Source organism: Bifidobacterium thermacidophilum subsp. thermacidophilum DSM 15837 (assembly GCF_000426425.1).
GTDB classification, from domain to species: Bacteria; Actinomycetota; Actinomycetes; order Actinomycetales; family Bifidobacteriaceae; genus Bifidobacterium; species Bifidobacterium thermacidophilum.
Genome location: NZ_AUFI01000007.1, coordinates 194116 through 207189 on the forward strand (window position 1 = coordinate 194116; position 13074 = coordinate 207189).

10 protein-coding genes are annotated in these 13074 nt (G+C 63.0%); all 10 read right to left on the reverse strand.

Annotated features, from left to right (window positions below; translation table 11 throughout):
• Positions 1–777: 777 nt before the first annotated feature.
• Complete coding sequence (locus tag K315_RS0103230; RefSeq protein WP_029576163.1) at positions 778–2112, reverse strand: chloride channel protein; 1335 nt, start codon at positions 2110–2112, stop codon at positions 778–780.
• Between the two features lie 162 nt (positions 2113–2274).
• Entirely contained in the window at positions 2275–3117 is an 843-nt protein-coding gene (locus tag K315_RS09300) for an acetamidase/formamidase family protein (protein ID WP_052316536.1), read from the reverse strand.
• A 258-nt stretch (positions 3118–3375) separates the two neighbouring features.
• On the reverse strand, positions 3376–4170 hold the full coding sequence (locus K315_RS09305) for a FadR/GntR family transcriptional regulator (protein ID WP_029576164.1): 795 nt from the start codon (positions 4168–4170) through the stop codon (positions 3376–3378).
• Between the two features lie 204 nt (positions 4171–4374).
• Positions 4375–5511, reverse strand: coding sequence for a LacI family DNA-binding transcriptional regulator (locus K315_RS0103245; protein WP_029576165.1), 1137 nt, complete (start codon positions 5509–5511; stop codon positions 4375–4377).
• 250 nt (positions 5512–5761) lie between these two features.
• Positions 5762–6127 (reverse strand): fluoride efflux transporter FluC, encoded by a 366-nt coding sequence (locus K315_RS0103250; protein WP_081666374.1) that lies wholly within the window; start codon positions 6125–6127, stop codon positions 5762–5764.
• Positions 6127–7395, reverse strand: coding sequence for a fluoride efflux transporter FluC (locus tag K315_RS10500; protein WP_081666375.1), 1269 nt, complete (start codon positions 7393–7395; stop codon positions 6127–6129). Before K315_RS10500 ends, K315_RS0103250 begins: the two co-directional genes overlap by 1 nt.
• A 449-nt stretch (positions 7396–7844) precedes the next feature.
• Positions 7845–9077, reverse strand: a complete 1233-nt coding sequence (locus tag K315_RS0103260; protein ID WP_081666385.1) for an ABC transporter substrate-binding protein — start codon at positions 9075–9077, stop codon at positions 7845–7847.
• A gap of 1058 nt (positions 9078–10135) precedes the next feature.
• On the reverse strand, positions 10136–11017 hold the full coding sequence (locus tag K315_RS0103270; RefSeq protein WP_029576169.1) for an ABC transporter ATP-binding protein: 882 nt from the start codon (positions 11015–11017) through the stop codon (positions 10136–10138).
• A complete protein-coding gene (locus tag K315_RS0103275) occupies positions 11010–12098 on the reverse strand; it encodes an ABC transporter ATP-binding protein (protein ID WP_029576170.1) in 1089 nt (362 codons plus the stop codon). The genes K315_RS0103270 and K315_RS0103275 overlap by 8 nt, the downstream gene beginning before the upstream one ends.
• Complete coding sequence (locus K315_RS0103280) at positions 12091–13074, reverse strand: branched-chain amino acid ABC transporter permease (protein WP_029576171.1); 984 nt, start codon at positions 13072–13074, stop codon at positions 12091–12093. The genes K315_RS0103275 and K315_RS0103280 overlap by 8 nt, the downstream gene beginning before the upstream one ends.

The window sequence follows — 13074 nt, forward strand, 5'->3', positions numbered from 1 at the left end:
TGGCAGAGACGGCTGCGACGCGGAATCAAAAACCGCAGAATATCAACGATCCGATGGCAGTGAGCGTTGCACGGCACTCTCCCGTTCCAAGGTCACTTTGCCATACCGTGCGTTTCGACATTCGATTCTGCGGATGCGGACACATGATTCCCGAGATAATCGGGACTTTACGCCGAGACGGGCCATAAATGTGTAAAGTCCCGACTTTCCGCGGGAGATTAGCGCAATTGCGTCTATCTGGCGACAAACTCCCAACGGCATGATTTTGCGAACCGCATGATTCCAACGATGTCGTTGGGAGTTCCCGCAGGACACGGCTGGACCCGACGATTCTCCCGGGAGATTACCACCGCCCCGACGGAATCGGCGCAATCCCCCGCACCTGCTCGCCGCCGTCAAACCGCATCGAGACTCCCCGCACCAATCCTCCGCATCCGGCGACACATCAACGGAAACCAACAATCGCGAGCGAACCCAGTCCTGACCACCATCATCGCAACCAGACCGGAAAGACCCGCAAACCGGTTACGCCGAGACAGGCCATAAATGTGTAAAGTCCCGACTTTCCGCGGGAGATTAGCGCGAATCGGCCGATCCGTGGGAAAACTCCCAACGGCATGATTTTGCGAACCGCATGATTCCAACGATGTCGTTGGGAGTTCTTGCAGGACACGGCCGGACCCGACGATTCTCCCGGGAGATTATCCGTCCAATGGCCGATTCAGCGCAATCTCCCGCTTCCGACCGTGGATCAGCGCACCCAGTTTGGGATTGGGATCAACGGTGAACGCGGGCGGCAATGCCGGCGAGCGGGTGCCACGCGTCGAGACGCGGCATCAGCACTTTGCACACCAGCGCGCTCACCGCGACCGCACAACCGGCGGGCACGAACAGGTTCACCGGTGCGGCGGCGAGCTCCATCACCAGGCAGGTCGCCATCAGCGGCGCCTGCTGGGAGGCAGACAGCAACGCGCACGCGCCAATCAACGCATATACGGCGAGCGCATTCGTGTGGAAGCACGTCATCCACAGCACGCCGAGGATCGCACCCATCGACGCACCCAGCGCGATGCCCGGCTGCAGCACACCGCCCGACGCGCCGGAGCGGATGGTCAGCAGGGTCAGTACGGCTTTTGCCGCGAATCCGATCAGCAGCCCCGGAATGACTGACAGTTCAACCGCGCCCGAGAATCCCAGCTGCCCCAACGCACGACCGTTGCCCATAAGCTGCGGCAGCCAGATTGCAGCGACACCGGTGAGTGCGCCGGCAAGCGGCATGGTCCACAGCAACGTGACACCGGTGGATTTATGCGATTCCGCCCACGCGGAACCGCGGCGGAACAGGGCGCCGCACCCCCCGCACACCGCGCCGACAATCAGCGCGAAAGCAATAAGATCCGGCGTGAACAGGGCGCTGACATGCCCCAAGTCATAGAACGTGTGCGTGCCTTTGACCAGCGAGGCCGTCCATGCCGCCAGGGCCGAGCCACCGAACGCCAAAGCCACCGTTTCCAGGCTAATCTCGTGCAGCAGGATCTCCACGGCGAAGAAGGTCCCGGCGAGCGGCGCGTTGTAGACACCGGCAAGGCCTGCGGCGGCGGCGATCGCGACGAGTGTGCGCGTATCCCGCTTGTCCAGGCGGGTCAACGCCGCAAAACGCTGGCCGAGCAGCGCACCCAATTCGCGCGGCGCGACTTCACGGCCGATCGAGGCGCCCGAACCGACGATGAATATCTGCAGCATCACGTGCACCACGGTCTGCCAGGCGGGCATGCGCGAGCCGCCAACCGCCTGTTTGACCGACGGCACTTTGGTGGTGCGCGTGCGCAGCAGCCACCAGATCACCGCCGCGACCGACAGCCCTACAAACACCGACACCGCCCGCCGCCATGCGGGCACCGCAAACGGGCCGGGGGCCGAAACGCCTTCCACATAGCCGAGGAACAGGTGCTCCACGCCGTAGAGCATGAGCGTGAGCAGGCCGGCCGCCACGCCGGCGAGCGCGGACGCGATAGCCGTCGCCGTGGCGAGGCGCATCAGGCGCTGCCTGCCGGTGTCGGTTGGTTCCGCCGATTCGTTGGCGCGTCCGGTGGTGGTGTCTGCTTGTACCATGTCATCTCTTTCATCTGCTGGGCCAAATCAGGCTGGGCCAAATCAGGCTGGGCCAAATCAGGCCGGATTGTGTTCCAGCGGTCCCGTACCCATCTTCGGCGTATGCGGTGACGGGAGCATCCGGGTATCCGCCAACTGCCGTGCCGCCGCTGTCTTGCCTTGTTATCGGCCGATATCGGCCCGTCGGATCGCGGCATGGACGCCGCGTTGGATGTCCACCGCCTCGGAGATATCGAAATCAGCGGCGGCGCTGAGGTACGCGTAGGCGTGCGCGCGGTCGAAGCCGCAGCCGTCGACCAGCAGGCGCAGGGATTCCTCCACGCAATGTTCCAGCGCATCGTCGAGGCGCAGGGCGCGGCCGGTGGTCACCAGGTAGTCGGGGGTTTCCAGCAGCGGCCCCTGCAATACACCGAAACGCCGCGTGAAATCAGGCCCTGCGATGACCCCGACGCGCAGGTCGGCTTCCAGGGACGCTTCGAGTGCGGTCAGCGCAACCTCGCCGTCTCCTTGCGCGAAATGCGGGTCGCCCGCGTACAGGCCGGCGCCGTCCACGAATACCGGCAGGTACAGGCGCGTGCCTTCGACCATGAGGTTGATGTCGAGGTTGCCGCCGAAATCCCCGGGCGGTACGGTGCTCAGATGCTCGCCGGTGTCCGGTGTGACGCCGATGATGCCGAGGAACGGGCATAGCGGGAAGGCCACCGTATCGGGGTCGTCCGGCTCGGGCGGGCTCGCCGGCGCACCGCCGGCCAGGTACGTATGGTAGGCGTCGATGGCGTCCGGGCCAGTTTTCCGCATGACGCCGACGTCCTTGCCGTTGACGCGCATGCGCCGGGCGAAGATGCTGACCGTCCGTCGCCCGGCTTCGGGCATGGACGGCAGTACGCCTTTGCCGTGGCGATTCGAGATGATGCCGTAGTCGACGCGCGGGGAGAGGCGGAGGATATCGATGGCCAGCCAGTCTCCGGGCTTCGCCCCGCGCACTTCGACCGGACCGTTGACCACGTGCGGTCCGGAACCGTGCGGATGGTCCGATTCTGCGGCGATGGCGGCCGCGTCCGCGAGGATGTCTGATGCCGCGACGCCCTGCGCTTGGAAGAATCCCAGCGGATCCTTGCCTTGCTCTTCCAGCAGACCCTCATGGCTGAGCGTGTCGATGCGCAGCGTGTCCCCGGCGTTGATGGCGGCGACGGGACGGTCGCCGCGGGCGGGCAGGGTGCCCCCACCGCACGGTATCCGGATGGCTTGACAGGTGGATGATGCTCATCGTTCGCCCCTCGCTTGCCTCGTTGGCTTCATTGGCTTCGCAGGTTCCATTGGCTTTGTTGGCTCCTTCAGTTCTGCCGGTTGTTGTGGCTGGATGCCGAGGACGTCCATCCCGCCGATGGCCCGCAGATGGTCAAGCATCGCCTGCTGGGCGCCGGGCGCGTCACCGGCTTGGACGCGCGCGAAGATCGCACGGTGTCCATCCAGTGAGACGCGGCGTCTCGTAACCGTGCTGTGCGTACCGGCCCGCGTGGCTTCCGCGGAATCGTTGACAAACCGCAGCAGCGCCGCCAACAGCGGATTGCCGGTACTTTCGGCGAGCGCCAGATGGAACGCCATGTCCATTCGCAAGGATTCGCGTGGCGTCATCCGGATGTCGGTGTGGTCGATGATGCCGTGGAGTGTCACCAGATCCGAAGGCGATGCCCTGCGTGCGGCGAGTGCGGCCATGGGCGGCTCGACCAAGTCCCGCAGCTCGCGGATATTGCCACGTTCGTGGTCGGCTTGCCTCAATACCGTCTCGATGGCGAGGGACGCCTCGTCGGTGTCCAGCACGATGGTGCCGGCACCCCATTTGGTGCGTACCACGTGGCGTTGCGCGAGGATGGCGACGGCATCGAGGACTGTGCCGCGTGAGACGCGGAAGGTCGCGGCGAGCTCACGTTCGCCGGGCAGTCGCGTGCCGGGCGGGTATTGCCCTGCCGTGATCCGGCCGGCGAGTATGGAGGCCAGTTCGGCGGGTTTGCCCGCAGCGGATGCGAGGAATGTCCCGTCACTGTCGTTGTCGCCCATAGCCGTCTCCCGGTGTCGTTCCGATGGCGCACGGCCGCGGGTTGGATTGGACCTCTTGGCGTGCGCCTCATACTGGTGACAGCCAATCATCGCCGTATTTCCGCGGGGTTTCGCAGTGGTCGGCAAGTGGACGACCACTGGACCAATTTCCGGAGAAGGCAGGCCCGTCCTGCCCTCGGGATTGTTCCCCCACCTGGCAGGCCGCTAGGCGACAGGCCGGGTGGTGTCGCCGATGTGGAGGCAGACCGGCACGATATCGACCGCCGCGGCGTTGTTGGATTCCTTGCCGGCCTTGGAATCCTCACCGTCCTTGGATTCCCGACCTTCCGGCTCGTTGACGGCGTCGACGATACGTGCAGCCAACCGTTCGGCAATCGTATCGAAATCCTGCTTGATGACCGTCAGCGTCAATCCGGCGCAATCTACCAAGCATGTGCCGTCATACCCGATGATCTGCACATCACGCGGCACGTTCAGCCCGTGCGCGAACGCCTCTTTCACCGCGCATGCAGCGACCACGTCAGAACCGACAATCGCATCGACCGGCGGAATCCCGGCATCGCCGACGCCAGAATCGCGGGCAGAACCGCCGGCAGAACCGCCGGAACGCGATTCGCTGAGGCGGTCGAACAGCAGATGCACCGCCCGCGCATACCCTTCGACATCTGTGACCGGTCCGCATGCCACATACTCATGCCGAATTCCAACCGCATCGAGCCGCTCCCCCAGCGTCTGGAAATACCGCACCGTGGGGAATGTGGTCGCCCCTTCGCCGCGATCATCGAACTGACTGCGCGGGCCGCCGACCATCACCACATGGCGGGCCCCCGACTTCACCAGTTGCTCGGCAACCAGCCGACCGCCCTGCTCATGATCGGAACGGACTGTGGCGATGGTATCGCCCAGCGCACGGTCGAACGCGACAACAGGCCGGCCAATCGATGTCCAGTAATCCGCAGGATGATCAGTATGGGCAGCCATGATGATTCCGTCCATCATATGCCGGCGCAGGCGGCTGACATACTCCGCCTCACCGGTATCCGCATCAGCTGTAGAACACAGCAAAGTCTGCAATTCATGCTTCGCGAGCCGCCCCTGCAACGCGGACACCAACGTCGCGAAAAACGGATGACGCAATGTCGGCACAATCACGCCGATCATGCCGGTCCGCCCGCGATACAGATTGCGTGCCAGCTCGTTGGGGATATAGTCCAATTCGTGCATCGCCTGTTCAACGCGACGACGCATCTCTCGCGAAACGTATCCGGAAGCGTTCACCACCAACGATACGGTGCTTAAAGACACTCCGGCCTTTTTGGCCACGTCGCGCATTCCGACCACGAGTTTCTCCTCACGAAGCTTGATTCAAGCGCTCTCTGTTGCTTTCCGCTGCTCTCTGTTGTGCACGGACGGGTACCGCACGCCAAGCGGGACTTGAACCGCCGGGCGGTGTGCATCGCGCCTGCTACCGGCATTGTACTATCGGGACGAATCGAGCGGCGACACCGGTTTCGTCATCATGCGTTGTGATGGCACCGCTGAATTACGCGGGGTGTGGGATGCAGTGGCGCAACCGCGATCCGACAGGCGCTCAGCGCGTCACAGCAACCAGCATCCACCCCAACGCAGCGCACAACAGCGGCGTCGCAATCGTCGCAAGTAGATACGAGAACGCAAGCCACCAGCGACGATTACGGGCAAGTGACACCATCTCGTTGATGGCGGCCGAAAACGTGGACATGCCGCCGAGAAAACCCGCGACGAAAATCAGGCTGGTCGCGTAATCGACCGTATGGTACGCGTAGCCGGCCGCCGCCATACCCGCACAGAACGAGGCGAGCACGTTGACCAGCAGCGTCGCCAGAGGAAACGCGTGATGCCAGCCACGACGAATCGAAACGTCGAACACATAGCGAACCATTGTGCCAAGTCCGCCGCACACACAAACCAGCAGCATCAGTGCACCTCCCCGGTCACCGGATCAGGAACCAGCGGGATTTCCGCGGTGATGGGCGTCGGCTCGAACGAAGCCGGCATATTCGGGTCGCTTCCGGCTGCGACGCCGTTGGCGGCAGTGGAATCACCGCCGGTGGAAGTCTGGGCGTGTCCGGAAGCAGGATTTCCGCCCCCGACCGACGTGGGGTTGGCTCGCCGGGGATTATGCGACGCCTTGGAACCGCCTGACATGCGACGCAGCGACTTGGCGGCTCGCGACGCCGTCAGCACGTGAGCCAGCAGGACACCGGCGACGCAGCATATGGTGCCGACGACCACGCTCGCCACCATATAGGAAACAGCCATCCACGGCTCATGGTCGAGCATATCGGCGAGGCTTTCAACCGCCATGGTGGACATCGTCGACAATCCGCCGCACAAACCGAGTCCCAGCCCGCGGCTGAGCAATTGGCGGGTGCGCCGGCGGATCCACGAGGCGTGCGCCATCGTTTCCGCAAGCAGCGAGAACAGGAAGCAAGCCGCGACATTCGCGATGAACGTATCCACGGGGAATTCGGTGCCAGACGACGGGAACAGTGCGGACACACCGTAGCGGACGGCGGTGCCGACAAAGCCGCCGAGGAATACGACCAGATAGACCAGTCCGTCGGCGAGCGGGTTGAATTGGGCGCGGAGTTTTTTGATTGGGGCCAGCGAAATCTGCGGAGGATTCGGGGATGCCGCCGCACCCACCGGGGCGTCGTGCTGCTCGACCTGTTCGATCATCAGGGTCTCGGGCTTCGGCTCGTCACCGGGATTTTGGGGGTTGGCGAGGGTGGTGTGGTCGGTAGATTCACCGAGGTTGGCGTGGTTTGCGGATCCGTTGGGGTTGACGGGATTGCCGAGAGCGCTGGAATCGGCGGAATCTCGCCCGTTAACCGATTCAGATGCGGAGGTCAGCACTGTCGACATCACAGGGATATCAGGGACTTCCGGCATTGCAGGGACCGAAGCAGGGACCGAAGCGGCAGAAGCAATCGACGCGACCGAGAACACCGACGTAACGGCAGGGTCAGCAGGAGCTGGAGAACCGGCGGAATCCGCAGAGTCAGCAGAAAATGCGGCAGATGCAGGCTCGGCGGAGTCAACGGGAGATGTAGAAGATGCAGGTTCAGACGCGACAGCCGCGCGCTGCGGAACCGCCGCTCCCATAGCACCCGGCAGCGATGCCTCGCCACCTTCGCCGTTTTCGTCGGGGACATCCACGTCCCGACCATTCTGTTGCGTCATGTGTCACTCCGAAATCATGCCTGTGAGGCGGAATCGCCCGCCGCCGTCCTTACTCGCGCCACCGCGAATCGCGGCAATCCACTATGGTACCGCAACCATCGCACGAACCGTGCGGAACGGCACGACCGCAACGGGTCACAGACGGCAAACGCGCGCCTGCCGACTAGTGGCTGCCGACTGGTGGTCGCCGCCCGCCGACTCACGACTGCACAGACGCACAACTGCACAGACGACGAAGCGGCCGGCACGCACGTAGCGCACCGGCCGTTTCGTCGTCCCCGCACCGGCTTCACCCACCGGCTAAGCGGCTCCAGTCTGCCACAGACCAGTCATCGGCCAAATCGACACGCCGCCCACCGGCATCGTGCCCGATCGACCAACAGCCCGGTCCGCGACCATCCCAGTTATCAGGAATCAGAGATCAGCAATCGGCAATCAGTCATCTGCCATCAGTCAGTAGACACCTTGCCAGACTGGACGTGGTCGAACACCGGCTTGTTGTCCTCACCGAACTTGTACACGCCGATATTCGCGGAGCTCGGATCATGGTTCTTGTTGAACGGTCCGATACCAGTCTGTCCGACATATTCGATATCTTTGCCATCCTTCAGCAGCGCCACGCACTCTTTGTAGGACTTGCACTTCGTGCCGCCGTTCGCGCCGGACACCGCGAGCAGGTTCTTCTGGATGGTCTCGCCATCGGTCTTGCCGCCCTTCTGAGCAGCGAGCGCGAACAGGATCACGCCGTCATACGTTTCGGCCGCATACGTGTAATCCTTGACGCTGCTTTCCATGGACTTGACCTTCTTCTGGAAGTCCGCAGTCGCGTGAGCGCCCGGAATCGTGCCGGTCACGCCCTTGAGCGTGCCCTTGTCGAAAGTGTCGGAATAGTCGGAGGTATTGCCATCGACCAGATACAGCTTCGTGGTATCAATGCCCTGGCTGATCATTTCCTTGATGAGCGCCTTGGTCTGGTCGAAGGCGATGATGACAATGGCGTCCGGGTTGGAGGCTTTGATGGTGGACACGAGCGAGGAGAAGTTCGTTTCGGTCGGGTCGAAGGCCTGATCCGCGCCGTACACCACGTTGACGCCGGCATCCTCAGCGGTCTTGGCGATGGTGTCGCGCAAACCAGTGCCGTACTCGTCGTTGAAAGCCGCGATTGCAAGCTTCTGCACGCCATCCTGGGCAATCACGTTGCCAAGCACCGCGCCCTGCACGCTATCCGGGGCGACCGTGCGGAAGAAGTACGGGTCGACGCCGGACAGGCTTGCGGATGTCGCGCCCATCGAAATCATCGGGACCTTCGCCGCGGAAATCTCCTTGTACACGTTCTTGACCACGGAGCTGGACGCCGGACCGATGATCGCGGACGGCTTCTTGGACAGCACCGACTGGGTGCCGGACGTGTTCTGGTCCGCGTGGTCGGCGTCCGAAGTATCCGCGCTCACCGACGTGGCCTTCTTGCCGAGCACGCCGCCCGCATCATTGATGTCCTTGAGGGCGAGCTTGACCGCGCCTTCCTCCTGCGGGGACATGTACGCCAGCGAGCCGGTCTGTGGGAACAGCGCGCCGAGCACGAATCCGTCGTTCGAACTGCTGGACGCCGAGCCGCCTGATGACGAGGAGCCGCAGCCGGACAATGCCAGGGTCAGTGCGGCGACGGCGGCGGTGGCGCACATCATGGTTCGTTTCATTGACTTACGCGATGATGTTGACGGCGTTGATGATGTTGATGATGTTGAGTAGCGCATGATCAGTTTCCTCTCTCCCATGCTGATTCATTGGTGCGAAGCGGACGCTTGGACATTACGGTGATGTAGGCTTGCCGTTTCGTTTACCCGTGAATCTAAGCGTGGTTTGCAACACAGGCGTGTGCCGGATGTTTCCTGACCGTGACATGCGAAAACAACAGGAAATATTGTGCAATCAGACATGGGGGCTGGCTCGGGGCGCGGGGCGTGAGGTGGTGTGGGCGCAAGGAGTCATCGGAGACGGGCATCGGCATCAGGAACACGGGGGAACGCGGGAGTTCCGATTGAAAACGCAAGACAGCGGATAATCTCCCGGGAGATTATCCATGAAAACGGGATTCGGCGATAATGTGACAAGGAAAACGTTGGAATACCAACACGCCCAATATCAGCCCGTTGGGAGTTTACGGGACAAATCACGAATCACGCGAGAAGTCCCGCGATGATGGCGCCACGATGATGGCGCCACGATGATGGGTTGGGCTGTGCCTTGGGAGCCGGAACATGGCAGCGGCATGATCAGACCGCTCACCGGACCCGATAACGACTCCCGCAGTTGGCTCCATTCTCCTCCGCTCAAGCCGAGCCGGGTACCCAGACCCACGGTGCGGAAAGGTAACCATGGGATGCGAGGATGGCGGTGAGGGACGCGCTGCCGATGTAGGCGGAGGATTGGCGGTATTCCGCGGATTCAGGAACCAGAGCGGCAGGGCGAGCCGGGGCCGGGCGTCGCCGCATCGGCCACACCTGCGGAATCGGACATGACCATGCACGTTGTAGAACAGTAACCAAGGAACGCGGGCACGAGAGCGAAATCAACAAATCGCCGGCCGCAGGAATCATGCGGTGTTATGGTGGCTGGTCTCAGAGCGTCCCCCGCTTCGCCCCCGTCCCTGGTCGGTTACTGTTCCACACTGTGCGAATCGGGCAGCAATCTGCTCGGCACTGCGCCGAGCAACATGCCCCGGCGCCGCACACCGCCCCGTCTACCGACCTTCTTCCTCGACCGTCTCCTCGAGGTTGCCCAGGTACAGGGAGACGACCTTCGGGTCGTTGAGCAGGTCGCGGCCGCGCCCGGAGTAGGCGTTGCGCCCTTGGTCGAGCACGTACCCGCGGTCGCAGATCTGCAGGCATCTGCTGGCGTTCTGCTCGACGATCACCACGGAAACCCCGGCTCTGTTGACTTCCTTCACGCGGATGAAGGTCTCGTCCTGCAGCATCGGCGACAGACCGGCGGACGGCTCGTCGAGCAGCAGCACGGACGGTTTCATCATCAGTGCGCGGCCCATCGCGACCATCTGCCGCTCGCCGCCGGACAGCGACCCCGCCAACTGGTCCTTGCGCGAGGCGATTTTCGGGAAGATCGAGCTGACGTACTCGAACCGCTCCTTGAACAGTTTCGGCGCCTGGAACGCCCCCATCCGCAGGTTCTCCTCGATGGTCAGCGACGGGAACACGTTCTCCGTCTGCGGCACGAAGCCCACGCCGCGCGAAACCAGCTTGTCGGCGCGCATATTCGTGATGTCCTCGCCGCGCAGCAGCAGCTTGCCGGACCGGATGTGCACCAGACCGAACAGGGATTTGAGCAGGGTCGATTTGCCGGCGCCGTTCGGGCCGATGATGCCGACGATTTCGCCGTCATGCAGGGTCAGCGACGCCCCATTGAGGATGTTCACACCAGGCAGATAGCCGGCGATCAGATCCTGCGCGTCCATAAGCGGGTCGCCTTCCGGCTCGCCGACGTGCACTTGCGAACGCGCCAGCGTGCCTTGCGTTGGCGTCTCATCAGCGGCCGCCACACCGGAATCCACGGCCACGCCCGCGTCGGCAGTAGGTTCTTCGCGCTCGTTCACCGTTACGTCACTCATGCTGTTCCTCCTCAAGCTTCTCAAGCGCCGCGTCATCGCCCAAATCGATGTTCGCTCGGGCGCCCAGGTACGCGTCGATGACCGCCTGGTCGGACATCACGTTCTTCGGCACGCCTTCGGCCACGATCTTGCCTTCCGCCATGACCGTCACCCAATCGGCGATATGCCGGACCATGTTCATGTCGTGTTCGACGAACAGCACAGTCGTGCCGGTTTCGCGCAGCGCCATGATGCAGTCAAGCAGCGATTGCTTGAGCGCGGGGTTCACACCGGCCATCGGCTCGTCGAGCATGACCAGCTGCGGGTCGCTCATCAGCGCTCGCGCCATTTCGAGCAGTTTGCGCTGGCCACCGGAAAGCGACCCGGCGAAATCATCCTTCTTCTTCCACAGCAGGAAGCGCTTGAGCAGACGTTCAGCTTTTTCGCGGTTTTTCTCCTCCTGCTTGCGCCAACGGGCAGGAAACAGCGCTGCGAGCATACCTTCACCCGGTTGAACGGGGGCGCCCAGCAGCATGTTGTCCATGACGGTCAAGCGGCTCATGACTTTGGTCAGCTGGAAGGTGCGGACCATGCCCATGCGCGCCACCTGCTCCGGGGATTCGGATTTGAGCGGTTTGCCGTCGAATTCCCACGTGCCGGTGTTCGGGGTGTCGAAACCGGTCATGAGGTTGAAGAAGGTGGTTTTGCCGGCACCGTTCGGGCCAATCAGCGCGGTGATGCCGTGCCGTTCAATCTCGAAATGTTGCACGTCGACCGCGGTGACACCACCGAATTTGCGGGTGATGTTGTCCGCCACGAGGATCGGATCCGGCTTGGCCACACCGGGCGCGGCTTTCACGAACGACAGATCGTGTTGCACACGGTCCGCGTACTGCGTGGATTCGAGTTTCTCACCCTCGGGCGCGCGGGTCGCCCAACGCGGCAAATCCGCCTCGGGAGTGAGGGAACCAGGGGCCGGAGCGCCCGGAGCGTCAGATTCGGAGACGTACGTCTGCTGCTGGAAGGGCTTGCCGCCGAAGTCGTCGGCCGCGTTCTTCCCGGCCTGCTGCGATGCTGCTTGTTGAGATGTTGACTTACGCATTGAACGCCAACTCCTTTCGGTCGCCGAGAATGCCTTGCGGCCTGAATATCACGATGCACATGAGCGCGACGCCCATAATCACCCAGCCGAGCGCCTCCACCTGGTCGGAGGAGATCACGGTCGTCGGAATCGTGCCACGCATGAACTCCTTAATCAACGTGAGCGCCACCCACAGCACGCACGAGCCGATCAGCGGGCCGAACACGGTCGCCGCGCCGCCCATGAGCAGGATCGTCCACGTGTAGAAGGTGACCTGACGACCCAGGGAATCCGGCTGTACGGAACGCGGCAGCACGAAGATGATGCCGGCGAGCGCGCCGAACGCGCCGCCCAGGAACAGCGACTGGATCTTGAAGCGGGTCACCGACTTGCCCAGCGAGCGCACCGCGTTCTCATCCTCGCGGATGCCTTTGAGCACGCGACCCCACGGGGAGTTGAACCAGCGCCAGGTGAGGAACAGCGCGATGCCGACCAGCACCCAGGCGACGATGCGGATCCACCAGGAGTTCGCCGTATTGTTCGAGTAGGTCCACAGCAGGAAGGTCGATTGTCCGTCGGGCAGCGGGGAGAGCGCTTCGAACTTCTCCGTGAAATCCTGTGGGGAGATACCGCCGGAACCGCCGGTGATCTTGGTCATCGCGGTGGAGCGGCCGATAATGCGAACGATTTCAGCGGCCGCGAGCGTGACCATCGACAGGTAGTCAGGCCCGAGTTTGAGCGTCGGAATGCCAAGCAGCAGCGCGAACAGGAACGACAGGAACAGCGCCATACACAGGGAGCCGAGAATGCTCCAGCCCATAGACTGGGTGACCGCGAAGCCGTAGGCGCCCAACAGCATGAATCCCGCCTGGCCCATGTTGAACAGGCCGGTCATACCGAAGTGAATGTTCAAGCCGATTGCCGCAAGCGCGTAGGCGGCGGTTGTGGGCGCAATCAGTTCGCCCAACGAATTGGTGATAATCGTAAGGAAATCCAT